Source organism: Nakamurella leprariae (assembly GCF_016918035.1).
Taxonomy (GTDB): Bacteria; Actinomycetota; Actinomycetes; order Mycobacteriales; family Nakamurellaceae; genus Nakamurella; species Nakamurella leprariae.
Map to the genome: position 1 here is coordinate 1 of NZ_JAERWK010000033.1, position 17,179 is coordinate 17,179.

14 protein-coding genes are annotated in these 17,179 nt (G+C 71.6%); 8 read left to right on the forward strand and 6 right to left on the reverse strand.

Going from position 1 to position 17,179, the window contains the following annotated elements; genetic code table 11:
• Positions 1 to 90: 90 nt before the first annotated feature.
• Complete coding sequence (locus JL106_RS20355) at positions 91 to 1,401, reverse strand: NtaA/DmoA family FMN-dependent monooxygenase (RefSeq protein WP_205262610.1); 1,311 nt, start codon at positions 1,399 to 1,401, stop codon at positions 91 to 93.
• Between the two features lie 44 nt (positions 1,402 to 1,445).
• Positions 1,446 to 2,441: an ornithine cyclodeaminase family protein gene (locus JL106_RS20360; protein WP_205262611.1), complete on the reverse strand. Its 996-nt coding sequence runs from the start codon at positions 2,439 to 2,441 to the stop codon at positions 1,446 to 1,448.
• Between the two features lie 328 nt (positions 2,442 to 2,769).
• On the opposite strand from JL106_RS20360, the gene JL106_RS20365 reads away from it, so the two are divergent.
• Genes JL106_RS20365 through JL106_RS20380 form a run of 4 tightly spaced genes read left to right on the forward strand, consistent with a single transcriptional unit; the run spans position 2,770 to position 7,520 of the window.
• Entirely contained in the window at positions 2,770 to 3,552 is a 783-nt protein-coding gene (locus tag JL106_RS20365) for a GntR family transcriptional regulator (protein WP_205262612.1), read from the forward strand.
• 7 nt (positions 3,553 to 3,559) lie between these two features.
• Positions 3,560 to 4,870, forward strand: a complete 1,311-nt coding sequence (locus JL106_RS20370) for an NtaA/DmoA family FMN-dependent monooxygenase (protein WP_205262613.1) — start codon at positions 3,560 to 3,562, stop codon at positions 4,868 to 4,870.
• Between the two features lie 3 nt (positions 4,871 to 4,873).
• Complete coding sequence (locus tag JL106_RS20375; protein ID WP_205262614.1) at positions 4,874 to 6,181, forward strand: NtaA/DmoA family FMN-dependent monooxygenase; 1,308 nt, start codon at positions 4,874 to 4,876, stop codon at positions 6,179 to 6,181.
• 25 nt (positions 6,182 to 6,206) lie between these two features.
• Positions 6,207 to 7,520: an NtaA/DmoA family FMN-dependent monooxygenase gene (locus tag JL106_RS20380; protein WP_205262615.1), complete on the forward strand. Its 1,314-nt coding sequence runs from the start codon at positions 6,207 to 6,209 to the stop codon at positions 7,518 to 7,520.
• A 36-nt stretch (positions 7,521 to 7,556) separates the two neighbouring features.
• Here the strand turns inward: JL106_RS20380 and JL106_RS20385 are convergent, their stop codons facing one another.
• From JL106_RS20385 to JL106_RS20400, 4 genes are all read right to left on the reverse strand, one after another.
• Positions 7,557 to 8,708, reverse strand: coding sequence for an enoyl-CoA hydratase/isomerase family protein (locus JL106_RS20385; RefSeq protein WP_205262616.1), 1,152 nt, complete (start codon positions 8,706 to 8,708; stop codon positions 7,557 to 7,559).
• A 123-nt stretch (positions 8,709 to 8,831) separates the two neighbouring features.
• Positions 8,832 to 10,091: an MFS transporter gene (locus JL106_RS20390; protein WP_205262617.1), complete on the reverse strand. Its 1,260-nt coding sequence runs from the start codon at positions 10,089 to 10,091 to the stop codon at positions 8,832 to 8,834.
• A gap of 143 nt (positions 10,092 to 10,234) precedes the next feature.
• The gene (gene recR, locus JL106_RS20395) at positions 10,235 to 10,837 is read right to left on the reverse strand and encodes a recombination mediator RecR (protein WP_205262618.1); all 603 of its coding nucleotides are present in this window, start codon (positions 10,835 to 10,837) and stop codon (positions 10,235 to 10,237) included.
• Between the two features lie 6 nt (positions 10,838 to 10,843).
• The gene (locus JL106_RS20400; protein WP_236008100.1) at positions 10,844 to 11,500 is read right to left on the reverse strand and encodes a YbaB/EbfC family nucleoid-associated protein; all 657 of its coding nucleotides are present in this window, start codon (positions 11,498 to 11,500) and stop codon (positions 10,844 to 10,846) included.
• A 294-nt stretch (positions 11,501 to 11,794) separates the two neighbouring features.
• On the opposite strand from JL106_RS20400, the gene JL106_RS20405 reads away from it, so the two are divergent.
• From JL106_RS20405 to JL106_RS20420, 4 genes are all read left to right on the forward strand, one after another.
• Positions 11,795 to 12,853 (forward strand): N-acetylmuramoyl-L-alanine amidase, encoded by a 1,059-nt coding sequence (locus JL106_RS20405; protein WP_205262620.1) that lies wholly within the window; start codon positions 11,795 to 11,797, stop codon positions 12,851 to 12,853.
• A gap of 348 nt (positions 12,854 to 13,201) precedes the next feature.
• On the forward strand, positions 13,202 to 14,728 hold the full coding sequence (locus tag JL106_RS20410; RefSeq protein WP_328842619.1) for a DHA2 family efflux MFS transporter permease subunit: 1,527 nt from the start codon (positions 13,202 to 13,204) through the stop codon (positions 14,726 to 14,728).
• A 106-nt stretch (positions 14,729 to 14,834) separates the two neighbouring features.
• Positions 14,835 to 15,410: a TetR family transcriptional regulator gene (locus JL106_RS20415; protein WP_205262622.1), complete on the forward strand. Its 576-nt coding sequence runs from the start codon at positions 14,835 to 14,837 to the stop codon at positions 15,408 to 15,410.
• A gap of 102 nt (positions 15,411 to 15,512) precedes the next feature.
• Positions 15,513 to 16,934: an NtaA/DmoA family FMN-dependent monooxygenase gene (locus tag JL106_RS20420; RefSeq protein ID WP_205262623.1), complete on the forward strand. Its 1,422-nt coding sequence runs from the start codon at positions 15,513 to 15,515 to the stop codon at positions 16,932 to 16,934.
• Positions 16,935 to 17,179: the final 245 nt, after the last annotated feature.

A 17,179-nucleotide genomic window follows, 5' to 3' on the forward strand; every position in this document is an offset into this window, starting at 1 on the left:
CCCCCCCCCCCGGCCCCCCGCCACGGATGGATGCCGTAGCTGTCACCGAGGAACCACCCCAGGTGGAACATGCTCACGACGGCTCGATCATCAGAAGGCGAGCAGGTTCTCGCGGAAGGTGGGGAACTCGTAGTTCGTCCGCACCAGACCACGCTTCTGCAACGCCGCACCCAACCCGTCGCAGATCTCGGCCATGGTCAGCCGGTTCATCTCCGGGTAGATCAGGAAGCCGTCCCCACCGACCTCGTCCATGATCTCGCCCATCTTGACCGCGACCGTGTCCGCCGACCCGACCAGGCCCAGGTCGCCACCGACACTGCCTCGGGTGGCCAGCGCCTCACCGAAGGTCTTGCCCTTGGAGCGCTCGTAGAACCGGGCCAATGAGCTCTGCTCACCGTTGCCGATGATCTCCGGCAGGGGCTCGTCCAGGCTGAACTTGCCGAAGTCCACGGTGCCGCCGCTGACGTAGGACAGTCCCCACAACTTGGTGTCCAGCGGCGCCTCGGCAGCGGCCTTCGACATCCGTTCGGCCTTGGCCTGCGCCTCCGCGTCGGTCGCCCCGATGATCGGCGTGGCCAGGAACATCACCTTGAGGTCGTCCGGCTTGCGCCCGGCGGTGATCATGCGCTGGCGCATGTCCTCCCGGAACGCCTTCATCTGCTCGACGCTGGTGCCGAAGGCCAGCATGGTGTCGGCGTGCTTGGCCGCGAGATCCCGCCCGGGGATCGAGTTCCCGGCCTGGCCGATGACGGGCCGGTGCTGCGGCCCGGGCATGGTGTTCAGCGGCCCGCGGACCTTGAAGTACGTGCCGACGTGGTCGATGGTACGGACCTTGGTGTGGTCCACCAGCATCGGCGTCTCGGTGTCGCCGACGTAGGCGTCGGGGTCCCAGGAGTTCCAGAGCTTGGTGCAGACGTCCATCCACTCCTCGGCCTGGATGTAGCGCTCGTCGTGCTCCATGTGCTCGTCGTAGCCGAAGTTCTGGGCCACGCGGTTGGTCACCGAGGTGACCACGTTCATGCCGGCCCGCCCCTCGGTCAGGTGATCCAGCGACGTCATCATCCGGGCGGCCAGGAACGGTGGGTACTGGATGGTCGAGATGGTGGAGATGATGCCGATGTGCCGGGTGGCCGCGGTGAGCAGCGGCATCAGCGGCAGCGGATCGTTCTTCGGCGCCATGATGCCGTACTTCAACGAGGTCTCCATCGACCCGTGGAGGGTGTCCTCCACCATCGCGGTGTCCTCGATGAACAGGAAGTCGAAGCCGGCCCGCTCCAGCGACGTCGTGAGGTCGACGTACAGGCCGGGCTTCATCCACTCGTCCTTGCTGTGACCGTTCCACGGGCCGAGCCACGGGTGGATGCCGTAGCTGTCGCCGAGGAACCAACCGAGATGGAACATGGGGGACCTTCTTCCGGTTCTGTGGGGGTCGAGTGGTCTGCAGGTCAGGACAGGCGGAGCACGTGCCGCGCCAGGAGCACCTCGGTGCCGGCCAGGCCGACGGAGGCGTAGAGGGTGATGTCGTCGGCGCCGGCACGGCCGGGAACGCGTCCAGTCGCGATCTCCCCCAGGGACGTCGCCGGACGGCCCCTGGTCCACGGCCGGTCGGCGACATCTCCGGCGTTCTCCATGTCTGATGGTCGGGACCCGCGCTCGCTCGTCCCTCGCTCGCGCGATCCCTCCATGGCCGCCAGTTGGTCCGGGGAGTCGGACACCAGCAGGTCGGCGGCATCGACCAGGGCGTGCGGGCACTCGCCCTCGGCCGTGCCCTTGGGGCCGAGGGTGTGCACGTGGGTGCCCGGCGCGAGCCATGTCGACTCGACCAACGGGGTGCAGGACGGGGTGGCCATGACGACGATGTCGGCGGCCCGGACGGCGTCCTCGGCGGTGGCCACCACCTCGGCGGGCAGGCCGAGCTCGGCGGTGGCGCGGACGGCGAAGGCCTGCGCGGTGTCGATCGACCGGGACCACACCCGGACGGCGGTGAGCGGGCGCACCGCCGCGATCGCCCAGAGCTGGGTGAAGGCCTGTTCCCCCGCCCCCACGAACCCGATGACGGTGGCGTCCGGCCGGGAACACAGGTCGGCCGCCACCCCGCCCAGGGCGCCGGTGCGGCGCCGTCCGAGATCGCGACCGACGACCAGGCCCACGGTGTCACCGCCGGACGGGCCGGTGAAGACCACCGTGGCCTCGCCGGTGCCCTCGGGCAGCGGATTGCCGACCCGGAAGCCGGTGGCGACGCCGGCCAGTCGGCCTGCGGTCAGGATGAAGGCGCCGTCGCCGGCCCGGACCTCCTGCCGGACCGGTGCGTGCAGCTCGCCCGTCGCGTGGGCGACGACCGCCCCGCGCATCACCTCGACGGCGTCCCGGGCAGCGACGGCGAGCACCTCGGTCGGTCCCGCGGTCAGCACCGTCGGTCCTGCGTCCAGCTGGGTCGGCATCCGGCTCCTCCCGTGGCCGACCCGTCGCCGGCCGAGTCCTTTGTCCCAGTCGGCTGTTTCTCGCCCGGCACGGTGGCGTGACCCGTCGGTTGCGCCGGTACCGACGTCGGCAGCCCGGCGACGCGGGCGGCGGGGCGACCCGTCGGGGCCCGGGCGGGGACGGGTTCCGGCGCAATCTGTTCCGCACCGAACTCGTATCACGGCGGAAACAATCGGTCGGCACGATGCTCCCTGACCGCAGCCGACGGTGTCGGGTCGACGGCGTCCGCACGCTCCGGCGTCACCGCCACGCACGGTCCAGTCCGCCCGACCCCCAGGAGAACGATCGATGATCAACCACCGTCGGCCGGGCCCTCCGCGGACGTCCGCCCGACGGGTCGGTCAGGATCGGGACCGTTCCATCCGCCAGGCGCACGACGTGCTGCGGGCCTCCATCCGGCGCGGACTGGTGGCCCCCAACGACGCCCTGGTGGAGTTCCAGCTCACCCGCTCCCTCGGAGTGGCCCGCAACGCCCTGCGAGAGGCGCTGCAGGCGTTGGCCGACGAGGGCCTGGTGGTCCGCCGGCCGGCCGTCGGCACGCTGGTGGCCCGCCGCATGCTGCAGGTCTCCGCGGACGAGATCATCGGCTTCGGCAATGGTTTCGAGGACGACCTCCGCCCCCGAGTGACGTCGGAGCGGTTGGCCGCCGAACCGGTCGAACTCGGCGCGGACCTGCGGCGCACGTTGGGCATGGCCGAGGACGGCACCACCCAGATGATCGAGATCATCGTGAAGGTCGACGACGAGCCGGTGTGCATCGTCGCCACCTACCTGCCGGGCGACGTCGACCCGGACCGGTTCAACAAGGAGTACGAGGCGCCGTCGGTGTCCTTCGAACGACTGCTGGGCGTGCCGCTGGCTCGCACGACCACGATGGTCGAGGCGATCAACGCCGACCCCTGGACGGCGTCGATGCTCGACGTCGCCCCCGGGGCGGCGCTGGTGCTGCGCGAGCAACTGCTCACCGACGCCTCGGGAACCGCGGCCATCCTCAACATCGCGCGATACCGGGCCGACCGGGTCGCCTTCATCGCGTCGGCAGTGCCGGCGCCAGCTCCGGAAGGTCAGTGATCTCCTCATGGGCGCCGCCCCGTTCCACCTCGGCTGGTTCATGAGTTTCCGCCCGCCGGCGTGGAACACACCGTTCTCCGGCAACGACGGCCGCACCTGGGCCAACGGCGACTACTACGTCGACTTCATCCGGGCACTGGAGCGCGCGAAGTTCGACTACATGATGATCGAGGACTCCTCGATGGTCTCCGACGCCTACGCCGGCTCGTCGCAGATCGACCTCAAGCACGCGCTGTACGCGCCCAAGCACGACCCGATCCCACTGGTGCCGTACCTGACCGCGGCGACCGAGCGGATCGGCGTGGTGGCCACCATGTCCACCTCGTTCTACCCGCCGTTCATGCTGGCCCGCACCATGACCACGCTGGACCACATCAGCCGGGGCCGGGTCGGCTGGAACATCGTGACCTCCAGCGAGGACCGCGCCGCGCAGAACTACGGCATGGACACGCTGCCCCCGCACGACGAGCGCTACGACCGGGCCGACGAGTTCGTCGACGTGGTGACCAAGCTCTGGGACTCCTGGGAGCCCGACGCCCTGGTCATGGACCGCGAGACCGGCCAGTACGTCGACCACACCAAGATCCACCCGATCCACCACGAGGGCCGCTACTACAAGGTGCGCGGTCCGATGAACACGTTGCGCTCCCCGCAGGGCCGGCCGGTGTTCTGCCAGGCCGGCGGGTCACCGCGCGGCCGGGACTTCGCCGCCGCGCACGCCGACACCATCATCGCCTCCGCGCAGGGCGTCGAGGCGATGAAGGCCTTCCGGGACGACATCCGCACCCGAATGGAGCGGTTCGGCCGCAAGCCCGACACCTGCAAGGTGCTGTTCATCGTGATGCCGACCGTGGCCGCCACCGACCAGGAGGCGCACGCCGTCCGGGAACGGTGGACCGACCCGGCCGTGGCCCGGGGACGCGCCGAGGCCGCGCTCGGCCATCTGTCCGCGCTCACCGAGAACGACTTCTCCACGTTCGATCTCGACCAGCCGATCCCGGATGTCAGCACCAACGGGCACCGCAGCACGTTGTCCGATTTCATCCGGATGGGCACCGGTGGGCGCACCCTCGGCGAGGTCGCCTCCACCTGGAGCATCGAGTCGTTCCCGTTCGTGGGCAGCCCGGCCACGGTGGCCGCGCAGATGGACGAGGTGATGCAGGAGGTCGGCGGCGACGGGTTCCTCATCTCCGGCGGCGGGACCCGTCGCCAGATCGGCGACATCTGCGATGGTCTCGTGCCCGCCCTGCAGGCCCGCGGGCTGACCCGCACCGAGTACACGCACGAGCACTTCCGCGACAACCTGATGGAGTTCTGAGCCGTGACCGAGCGCCTGCGCTACGGCTGGTTCGTCAACTTCATGCCGACCGCCTGGAACACCCCGTGGGCCCGGACCAGTCCTCAGGACTGGGTCACCGGCGACTTCTACGTCGAGATGGGCCGCATGCTGGAGTCCTCCGGCGTCGACTTCATCATGCTCGAGGACTCGGTCACCGTGCCCGACACCTTCGGCGGGTCCATGGAACTCGAGATGAAGTGGACGACCCGGTCGCCCAAGAACGACCCGCTGCCGCTGGCCGCCGCCATCGGCGCCGCCACGAAGAAACTCGGCGTGGTGGTCACCATGTCGACCACGCTGTACCCGCCGTACCTGCTGGCCCGGGCGCTGTCGACGCTGGACCACCTGACCCGGGGCCGGGTGGGTTGGAACATCGTCACCTCGGTCGAGGACCGCGCCGTGCAGAACTTCGGCATGGACACCATCTTCGAGCACGACCACCGCTACGAACGCGCCCACGAGTTCGTCGACCTGGTCAAACAGCTGTGGGCCTCCTGGGAGCCGGACGCCCTGGTCATGGACGCCGCCACCGGCACCTACGTCGATCACACCAAGGTCCACCCGATCGACTTCCGGGGTCAGTGGTTCTCCTCCCGTGGCCCGCTCAACACGCTGCCCATGCCGCAGGGCCGGCCGATCATCGCCCAGGCCGGGATGTCCAACGCCGGACGCGATCTCGCGGCGGCTCACGCCGATGTGCTGGTCTCCGCGCCGCAGGGCATCGCGGGGATGAAGCTCTACCGGGACGACATCAGGGAGCGCATGGAGCGGCTCGGCCGCGACCCCGACACCTGCAAGGTGCTGTACATGATCACCCCGATCATCGGCGAGACGGTGGCCGACGCCCAGGCCAAGTGGCGGCGGATGTACACCGAGACCGACGACGCGGTGCAGCGCAAGCTGGCGCTGATGTCCTCCGGCGGCCGGATCGACTGGGCGAAGTACGACCTGGACCAGCCGTTCCCACCCGACGTGGACGAGACCTCGGCCATCGCCGAGTACCGCCGCATCGCGCCGGAGAGGACCGTGCGCGAGCACATCGGCGGAGCCAGCCAGTCGGAGTCCCTCACCCTGGTCGGCACCCCCGAGACCATCGCCGACGAGATGGAGGAGGCCATGGAGTCCGTCGGCGGCGACGGGTTCCTGTTCTTCGCCGGCGGCGGCGGCCTCATCACCCGCCGTTACCTCACCGAGGTCCTCGACGGCCTCATGCCCGAGCTCAAGAAGCGCGGCCTGGCCCGCGACACCCCTGAGCACACGTTGTTCAAGGACAACCTGCTGCTCGGCTGAGTCTGCCGAGAACTGGAGCTGCCCCGTGAGTGACCGCCTGCGCTACGGCTGGTTCGTCAACTTCATGCCCACCGCCTGGAACACCCCGTGGGCCCGGACCAGCCCCGGCGACTGGGTGACCGGCGACTTCTACGTCGAGATGGGGCGGATGCTGGAGTCGTCCGGCGTGGACTTCATCATGCTCGAGGACTCCTCGATGGTGCCCGACACCTTCGGCGGGTCCATGGAACTCGAGATGAAGTACACCTCGCGCTCGCCGAAGAACGACCCCATCCCGCTGGCCGCGGCCATCGGCGCCGCCACCGAGCACCTGGGCATCGTGGTCACCATGTCGACCACGCTGTACCCGCCCTACCTGTTGGCCCGGTCGATGGCCACCCTCGACCACCTGACCCGCGGCCGCATCGGCTGGAACATCGTCACGTCGGCCGAGGACCGCGCGGCGCAGAACTTCGGCATGGACGAGATCTTCGAGCACGACCACCGCTACGAACGGGCTCACGAGTTCGTCGACCTGGTCAAGCAGCTGTGGGCGTCGTGGGAGCCGGACGCCCTGGTCATGGACGCCGCCACCGGTACCTACGTGGACCACACCAAGGTCCACCCGATCGATTTCCAGGGCAACTACTACTCGTCCCGGGGCCCGCTCAACACCTTGCCGATGCCGCAGGGCCGCCCGGTCATCGCCCAGGCCGGCGGTTCGAACGCCGGCCGCGGGCTGGCCGCCGAGCACGCGGACGTCATCGTCTCCTCGCCCCGCGGCAAGGAGGGCATGAAGGCCTACCGGGACGACATCCGACAGCGGATGGAACGTCTCGGCCGAGACCCCGACTCGTGCAAGCTGCTGTACATGATCACCCCGATCATCGGGGAGACCGTGGCCGAGGCCCAGGCCAAGGCGCACCGCATGTACCACGAGGATCCGGCCGCGATCATGCGCAAGCTGGCACTGATGTCCAGCGGCCAGGTCGACTGGGCCCAGTTCGACCTGGATCAGCCGCTGCCCGAGGCGGCCGACCCGCGCGGCATCACCAGCATCGTCGAGGACCTGCGCCGGTCCGGACCGGACAAGACGCTGCGCGAGCTGCTGAGCGGGTCCAGCCAGTCCGAATCGCTCACCCTGGTCGGCACGCCCGAGACCATCGCCGACGAGATGGAGGAGGCCATGGAGTTCGTCGGCGGCGACGGGTTCCTGTTCTTCGCCGGCGGCGGTGGCCTCATCACCCGGCACTACCTGACCGAGGTCCTCGACGGCCTGATGCCCGAGCTCAAGCAGCGCGGCCTGGCCCGCGACACCTTCGAGCACCGGATGCTGCGGGACAACCTGCTGCTGGCCTGAGACCAGGCCGTTCCCGCCGGTCCGGCCGCGACGTGGTCAGACCCCCGGGAACGGCTCGTCGTCCGCGGGCCGGAACGTCCGCTCGACGTCCTGCTCCCCGACCGCGTCGAGCGTGGCGGGCGACCACTGCGGGTTCCGGTCCTTGTCGATCAGCTGGGCCCGGATGCCCTCGGCCAGGTCGTGCCCGGTGAGCAGGGCGGTGACCACGGCGAATTCGCGGTTCAACGACTGTTCCAGCACCGCATCGGTTCCCGCGGCGCGGATCGCGGCCAGGGTCAGCACCGCCGAACTCGGGCTGCCGGCGGTGATGGCCGCCGCCGCGGCCTGCGCGGCCGGCTCCGGCCGGACCTGCAGCCTGGCCACGATCTCGGGCACCGTCGGCGCCGCGTAGCACGGGTCGATCCAGTCCCGCTGCGCGTGGATCGCGCTGGCCGCGACGGCCTCGGGCTCGGCCGCGTTCGAGATGCTGCCTGTCCAGCCCTCCTCGATGCCCAGCTCGGCCACCGTGGTGAGGAGGTCGTCGAGGGCGTCCGCGGGCACCTGGGCGTCGGCCAGCCCCATGGCGATCGCGTCCGCCGCGGTCAGGTCGGCCACGGTGAGCGCGGCGTGCAGCCCGGTGGAGCCGGGTGCCCGGGCCAGCAGCCAGGTCCCGCCGACGTCGGGCACCAGGCCGATGCGCACCTCCGGCATGGCCACCCGGGACCGTTCGGTCACCACGCGATGGCTGGCGTGCGAGGCCAGCCCGACCCCGCCACCCATGACGATGCCGTCCATCAGCGCCAGCACCGGCTTGGCGTACCGGGCGATCAACGCGTTCAACCGGTACTCGTCCCGGAAGAACGAGCGGGCCTGCGCCAGGTCGTCGGCGTTTCCGCCGGCCACCGCGCCGTGCAGCGCCCGCATGTCACCGCCGGCGCACAGACCCCGCTCGCCCGCGCCCTGCAGCACCACGACCCGGACCTCCGGGGCGTCGGTCCACGCGGTCAGCACGGCGGTGATGCCCCGCACCATGCGGTGGTCCAGGGCGTTCAGCGCGCGCGGCCGGTTCAGCGTGATGCGGCCCAGCCCGTGCCGGCCGCGCCGGTCCACGCCGGCGAACACCGTGCCGTCGGTGCCGTCGACCGCATCCCCGAACACCGCGGACTGCTGGTCGTCGTGCTGCCGTTCGCGCTCATCGACCGTTCCCACGCCTGGACCACTCCCGTCGTCGTGCATCCGGCGCCGCCCGCGCCGCCGCCCCGGGCACCGTACCTGCGGACATCGGGACGGCTCGTGACCGGGAGGCCCACGGGCAGCGGCCCGGGCGGCGCTTCAGGAGGTCGCGGCAGGATGGGACTCCGCGACGACCTGCGGCCGGACGGCGGCGCCGGACTCGGCCCGCCGCAACGAACGGGCGCCGAGCCGTCCGACCAGCGCTGCCCCGATCCCGCAGCCGGTCATCACCCAGTAGGCCGGCGAGGCCCCGGCCGAGTCGATGATCACCCCGGCGACCGGAGTGGCCACCGCGATGCCGACGGCGATCCCCGAGGTGGTCCAGGCCATCGCCTCGGTCAGCCGGTCGGACGGCACCATCCGCTCCACCAGGGCGGCCAGCGAGATGAGCACCGGCGAGCAGGCGATGCCGGCCACGAAGAGCCCGGCCGCGACCAGCCACACCGACCCCAGGAACGGCATCGGCGCGGTGACCACGGCCAGGGCCAGCAGCGCGACGAGCAGCTGGACCCGCAGCGGCGCCCGGATCGTCCGGGCGCCGAAGACCAGACCGGACAGCAGGGACGCGACGGCGTACAGCGCCAGGATGACGCCGGCCGCGCCCGGGGTGCCGGCCTCCTTGGCGAAGGCGACCGTCACCACCTCCATCGCCCCGAAGATGCCGCCCATCAGCACCTGCACGACGACCAGGGTGGCCATGCCCGGCAGCGCGATGGCCGGGCGGCCGCGCAGGCCGCCGCGGCCGGACGCTCGCGCCGGTGCCGGCTCGGTGCGGGTCTGGGCGACCAGGACCAGCGTGCCGATCACCAGCAGCACGGTGGCGACCAGCACCGCCGCGCTCGGGAAGAGCGACAGCGCCAGCAGGGTGGCCAGCGGTGGCCCGAGGATGAAGACGGCCTCGTCGATCAACGACTCCCAGGCGAACGCCGTGCGCAGCCGGGTGCCGTCGGTGCGCAGCATCGCCGACCAGCGGGCCCGCACCAGCGGCCCGATCACCGGTTGCCCGGCCCCGGCGATCGCCGCGAGCAGGTAGATCGGCCAGGTCAGCGCCGTGGTCATGACCAGGACGACCATCCCGACCACGGCCGGGACATGGACGGCCAGCTGGATCGGCACCACCCGGCGCTGCCCACGCAGGTCGATCAGCCGGGACAGCTGCGGACCGATGATCGCCGTGGCCAGGGCGTAGATCGCCGACACCGTGCCGGCCACCGCGTACGACCCACGTTCGGCCGAGACCAGCAGCACGGCCCCCAGGCCGACCATCGACATCTGGATGCGGGCGACCGAGCCGGCCAGCGAGAACCGCCAGGCGCCGGGCAGGCGCAGCACCCGGGCGTAGACACCGAACACCGCCATGCCGCTCCTCAGGACGACCGGCCCGCGGCCGGTCACGAACCGGTCTCTGTACCGACCGGTGGGTACAGGTTAGGCGACCTGCCGATGCCCCGACCACGGCATTCCTGCGGTCGCGCGGTCAGGTGTCGACCGGACCACCGCGGTCAGGCGTCGACCGCGCGCCGTCCCGAGAACGCCCGGCCCAAGGTCACCTCGTCGGCGTACTCGAGATCGCCACCGACCGGCAGCCCGCTGGCCAGCCGGGTGATCCGCAGATCCGGGAAGCTGCGCAGCAACCGCGTCAGGTACGTCGCGGTCGCCTCACCCTCCAGATTGGGATCGGTGGCTAGGATGACTTCCCGCACCTCCGGTTCGGCGATCCGGGTCAGCAGCGGCGCGATGCGCAACTGGTCCGGGCCGATGCCGTCGATGGGCGAGATGGCGCCGCCCAGCACGTGGTACCGGCCGCGGAACTCCCGGGTCCGCTCGATGGCCGAGATGTCCTTGGGCTCCTCGACCACGCAGATCACCGCCTCGTCCCGCCGGGGGTCGGCGCAGATCCGGCAGCGCACGTCGGCGGCGACGTTCCCGCACACCTCGCAGAACTTGATGTCGTCCTTCACCCGCTGCAGCGCCGACTGCAGCCGGGTGATGTCCGCGGCGTCGGTGGTCAGCAGGTGGAAGGCGATGCGCTGTGCGGACTTCGGACCCACCCCGGGCAGCCGGCCCAGCTCGTCGATCAGGTCCTGGACGGGTCCTTCGTACACGGGTGGTCAGGCCCCCTGGCCGGTTCGGGTCGATCGAGGCGTGGATCCGGGCGCGGATCCTGATCCGGAACTGTCCGTCGGGCCGGTCTCCGGACCGGTGCCGCCGGTGTCGTCGTCGGCGCCGGATTCGAGGTCACCGAACTCGGCCAGCCGCTCCGGCACGTCCGGGTCCCCGGCCGGCTCGTCCGACGGCCCGGTCTCCTCGTCGACGACGACGGCGATCAGCTCGTCGTCCCCGTCGTCGAGGTCGTCGTCCAGGTCGTCATCGTCATCCAGGTCATCGTTCGGATCGTCGTCCAGGTCGTCGTCGATGGTGAGCGCGGCGGCGCTCCCCGCGCCCAGGCCCAGCGCCGACAGGTCGAACATGCCGGCCAGATCGCCGACGGCCGATTCCATGCTCGACGTCCCGGCCTGCTGGGCCCGGCGTCCGGCGTCCCGGACCGCGGCCACGATCAGGTCGGCCAGCGTCTCGGTGTCCGACGGATCGACCACCGACGGGTCCAGGTCGAGCGACTGCAGCTCCCCGGCCCCGGTGACGGTGGCCGTCACGAGGCCGCCGCCGGCCGAGCCGGTGAAGACCTGGTCGGCCAGGTCGGCCTGAGCACGTTCCATCTCCGCCTGCATCTGCTGGGCCTGCTGCATCAGCCGGCCCAGGTCGGGCATGCCACCAGGGAACATCGGGGCGCTCCTGTCGCTGGGAGGGATGGGCCGGTGCCGCGAACGGTGTGGGATCGGGCGGCTCAGCCGGGTCGTCGGAGGTCGGCGTCGACGCCGAGCTCAGCACCGTGTGGGGCGGCCCGGTCTCGTCCGATCGGACCGTCCGGATCCTACGGGCCGACCCTGACAGCGCGCGGATCGACGACCCGCGGGACCGCGCGTCCCACTCCGACGCGTCCGCCGCCCTCCCCGACCGGACCGGACCGGACCGGACCGGGTGAGCGTGTCACCCTGGGCCGCATGCGCCTGGAGACTCACCCCGGACGACTGCGCTCCCTGCTGGCCGTCGCGGCCGCCGCAGGCGTGCTGCTGACCGGCTGCGGCTCCCCGGGCGACTCGGTCGCCGGCAGCCCCACCGTCTCCTCGGGGTCGCCGGTCGCCACCTCCTCGACCACCCCGGACGCTGATCCGTCCGAGGCGGTCACGGTCCCCGACCTGGTCGAGCCGACGTCCGGCGCCGAGCCCCCGTCGAGCCCGTCCAGCGTCTCGCCCACCAGCGAGACCGCACCGCCCCCGGTCACACCCACCCCGGAGCCGGCCGAGCCGACCACCTCGCCGTCCCTCCCGACCGCCGAGCCGACCCCCAGCTCGACCCCCGCGCCGGCTCCCGCACCGGCCGACCGGGGCACGGGCACCGGCGCGCTGGCGGGTCGGGTCGTCGTCATCGATCCCGGCCACAACGGCGGCAACGGGGCGAGCCCGGGCATCATCAACGCCCCGGTGGACGCCGGGTTCGGCCAGACCAAGCCCTGCAACACCACCGGCACCTCGACCGACGACGGGTACGCCGAGGCGCGGTTCAACTGGGAGGTCGCCACCCTGCTGGTGCCGATGCTCGAGGAGCAGGGCATCACCGTGGTGCTGACCCGGGACAGCAACGACGGCGTCGGGCCGTGCGTGAACGAGCGGGCGGCCATCGGCAACCAGGCCGGTGCCGACGCGGTGGTCTCCATCCACGGCGACGGCGACGCCCCGTCCGCCGAGGGGTTCTACGTGATGACCGCCGAGCGGGCCCCGGCGGACAGCGAGACGGCGGCGGCGTCCGCCGAACTCGCCCAGCACCTCATCGACGGCCTGGCCGGCGCGGGCCTGTCGCCGAACAACCATCTGGGCAGCGACGGGTGGTGGGCGCGCGGCGACCTGGCCGGGCTCAACCTCTCCACCCGGCCCACCGTGATGATCGAGGCCGGCAACATGCGCAACGCGGCGGACGCCGGCCTGATGAGCTCCGCCGAGGGCCAGGCGCTGGTGGCGCGGGGACTGGCCGCCGGGATCGTGGCCTACCTGCAGTCCCGGTGACCCGGCGCGAGGCCGATCACCCGAGCGACTGATCCGGCGGCCCGGAAGCGGGACGGCCGGCGGGCCGGTCTCCGGCCGCGGCTAGCATGAGTGGTCGCGTCCGCCCACGGCAGAACTGTGTGAACTGCCGGCGAATTGCGTGGTGTCCGGCGCGGCCGGACGCCTACCGTCTGCTCGTCCAGCCGGACGATGAGTCCGGCCCGCGTCCGCAGTCCTTGTTCCCGGACGGCAGCGCCCGCCCTTCCACCTGCCCGGACCGCGCCTGCGCGGTACGGGACCGCACCGGTGTGCTCAGCGTCGAGCTCCCCTGATCACCAGCAGTCCTTCCTCCCAGCTCAGGAGCCGCGCGTGACCGCCTCCCCGTCCCAGGCCGACACACCGGCCGACGACCGCCTCGACAAGGGCGTCCTCAAGATCGCCGGCGTGACCGTCCTCGGCGCGATCATGTCGATCCTCGACGTGACCGTCGTCAGCGTGGCGCTGCCGACCTTCCAGCAGGTCTTCGACGCCCAGTACTCCACCGTCGCCTGGACGATGACCGCCTACACGCTGGCCCTGGCCACCGTGATCCCGCTGACCGGCTGGGCGGCCGATCGGTTCGGCACCAAACGGCTGTACATCCTGGCGCTCACCGCGTTCACCCTCGGGTCGGTGCTCTGCTCGCTGGCCTGGAGCATCGAGTCGCTGATCATCTTCCGGGTCGTCCAGGGCCTGGGTGGCGGCATGCTCATGCCGCTGGGCATGACCATCCTGACCCGCGCCGCCGGTCCGGCCCGGATCGGCCGGGTCATGGCCGTGCTCGGGGTGCCGATGCTGCTCGGCCCGATCGCCGGCCCGATCCTGGGCGGCTGGCTCATCGAGATCGCCAGCTGGCACTGGATCTTCCTGATCAACCTGCCGATCGGCGTGCTGGCCGTCATCCTGGCCGCCCGGGTGTTCGACAAGGACGTGCCGACGCCGAGTCAGTCGTTCGACTTCGTCGGCATGCTGCTGCTCTCGCCCGGCCTCGCCCTGTTCCTGTTCGGTGTGTCGTCGATCCCGGAGACCGGCACGGCTGCGTCCGCGCGGGTCATCATCCCGGCCGTGGTCGGCGTGGTGCTCATGGCCGCGTTCGTCTGGCACGCACTGCGCAAGGACCACCCGCTCATCGACCTGCGCCTGTTCCGGCACCGCAGCCTCACCGCCGCGGTGCTGACCATGTCGCTGTTCGCGGTGGCGTTCTTCGGCGCCGGGCTGCTCTTCCCGTCCTACTTCATCCAGGTCCGGATGGAGACCACCCTGGATGCCGGCCTGCTGCTCGCCCCGCAGGGCCTGGGCGCCATGGTGACCATGCCGATCGTCGGCCGCCTGGTGGACAAGTACGGCCCGGGCCGGTTCGTGTTGTTCGGTCTGGTCCTCATCGTCGGCGGCATGGGCGTGTTCACCCAGCTGACCAACACCACGCCGTACATCGTGCTGTTGGGGGCGCTGTTCGTGATGGGCCTGGGCATGGGCTCGACGATGATGCCGATCATGACCGGCGCGCTGGCCGCGCTGCGCCCGGTCGAGGTGGCCCGCGGGTCGACCCTGATGAACATCATCCAGCAGTCGGCCGGCTCGATCGGCACCGCACTGCTGTCGGTGCTGCTCACCAACAGCCTGCAGAACAAGCCGGCCGTCGAGCTGGCCAACGGAGCGGCGGCCGGGAACCAGGAGGCCATCGCGGCGTTCACCCCGCAGGTCCAGTCCGAGGTGCCGGTGCAGGCCGCCGAGGCCTTCGCGTCCACGTTCTGGGTCGCCGCGGTGCTCATGCTGCTCTGCTTCATCCCCGCCCTGATGCTGCCGCGCAAGCCCGCGGTGCAGCAGGCCGGGGCTGCCCCGGTGGTCATGCACTGACCGCTCGCGGCACCTGCTGCATGAGGTGAACGGGGCCGGGCGGATCTCCGCCCGGCCCCGTTGCCGTTCCGCCGGACGGGCCGACCGCTGCCCTACCGTGACGTCCGTGGCAGCTCCTCCCGACGGTCCCGATCGACGCACCGAACTGCTGGACCGAGTGGTCGACTTCGTGCTCGCCCACGGCATCGCCGAGCTGACCCTGCGCCGGGTGGCGACCGCGGTCGGCTCGAACAACCGGATGCTGCTCTACTACTTCGGCAGCCGGGACGAGTTGATCGTCAGCGCCCTGGAGGCCGCGCAGTACCGCTTCCCCCGCATGCCCACCCTGCTCGACGGTCTCGAGGACGAGGCCGTGCCGCTGGCCGACCGGCTGGCCCGGGTCTGGCGGACGCTGGCCGACCCGGAGCTCCTGCCCTACCACCGGTTGTTCTTCCAGGTGTTCGGGCTGGCCGGCTTCGAGCAGCAGCGGTTCTCCCGGCTGCTCGGCGTCATCGGCACCGAGTGGACGGCCCGGGTCACCGCCGCGTTGGCGTCCGACGGCCGGTCGGCGGACGAGGCCCGGGTGCTGGCCGAGCAGTTCGTCGCGGTGTGGCGCGGGCTGCAGGCCACGTTGATCAGCACCGGCGATCGGGCGCTGGTGGACCGGGCCGCCGAGGCGAGCCTGCGTGCACTGCTGCGCTGATGTGACGTCCGTCGGCGGCGTCGGCATCGCGTTGGAACAAGCTTGAACCAGATGGTTCACTGGTTGCCGGCCACCCCGCTCCGCCGCTCTGGAGGTCCCCGCATGTCGTCTGCCCGCCCGCTCCGCCTCGGCGTCTTCGAGGCCATGCAACCGCAGGTGGGCGGCACGCTCAGCTGGCCGCATCCGCGCAGCCAGACCCACCGGTTCGCGGAGCTGGACTTCTGGCTCGACTACGCCCGGATGCTCGATGCGGCCGGGTTCGACTTCCTGTTCTTCGCCGACAGCTACGGGTTCCCGACCCTGCGTGGCGAGTTGCCGGAGGCGACGGTCACCGGCGGGGTCAACTTCCCGATCCTGGACCCGATGCTGGTGCTGTCCGCACTGGCCGCGGCGACCGAGCGGCTCGGGCTGGTCGTCACCTCGTCCACCGGTCTGGACCACCCGATCCAGGCCGCCCGCCGTTTCGGCACACTCGACCATCTGACCGGCGGCCGGATCGGCTGGAACGTCGTCACCGGCTCGTCGCAGAACACCATCGCGGGCCTGTTCGGCCAGGACCGGATGACCGACCACGCCGACCGCTACGCGATGGCCGACGAGTACGTCGAGCTGACCCTGCGGTACCTGGAGGGCGGCTGGGAGGACGGCGCGGTGCTGGCCGACCCGACCGGTCCGGTGCTGCTGGACCGGGACCGGATCCACCGGGTCGACTTCGAGGGCACGCACTTCCGCACCAGCGGCTTCCTGTCGGTGCCACCGTCGCCGCAGCGGACGCCGGTGCTGTTCCAGGCCGGGACGTCCACGCCCGGACGGAACCTGGCCGCGCGCTGGGCCGAGTGCGTGTTCGTCCAGGCCACGACGGTCGAGCAGACCGCGGCCAACGTCGCCGACATCCGGCGCCGCGCCGCCGAGGCCGGCCGGGACCCCGAGGCGATCACCCTGATGAGCGGGGCCAGCGTCACCGTGGCCGCGACCGCCGAGCGGGCCGCCGCGCAGCGGGCCGAGTTCGACGCCCTGCAGACCGACCAGGTGGTGAACGCGCTGTACGCCGGCAACACCGGCATCGACCTGCTCTCCCTGGATCCCACCCTGCCGCTGGCCCAGGCGCTGGAGCGGGCCGGCGACATCGGCCCGGTCGGCCAGATGGGCCGCAGCAACATCGAGCGCTTCCTGTCCGCGCCGGGTGGCGGCCCCACCGTGCGGGAGATCCTGGACGACCTGCGCGGCAAGGGCACCCGCGGGTTCCAGGTGACCGGCGACGCGGTCGGGGTGAGCGACCGGCTCGAGGAGCTCGCCGACCGCACCGGTCTCGACGGGTTCCTGCTCGAGCCGCTCTTCGCACCGACCGACCTGGCCGACTTCGCCGAGCTGGTCATGCCCGAGCTGCGCCGCCGCGGCCGGCTGCCCGAGCAGGCCGGCACCGGGACGCTTCGGGCCCAGCTGGGGGCCGGATCACCGGATGCCGACCGGCTGCGCGACGACCACCCCGGCGCCCGGTTCCGGCCGGCGGTCCGCTCAGCCTGACCAGCGCCAGGGCACACACCCCGGTGGTTCGACCCGGCCTGCTCGTTTCACTACCGTAGGTCGGGCACAACGCCGCCTCGGAGGAGACCTGAGCATGAGCACACCGACCGCCGCCCCGACCGTGAGTACCCCGCCGAGTGAGGGCGTTCGGGTGGGTGGGTCGGGTGGGGGTCGGCCGTGGCCGGGGCTGGACGCGTCGCTGGCCGAGGCCGACCCGGAGGTGGCCGAGTGCGTGCACCGGGAGC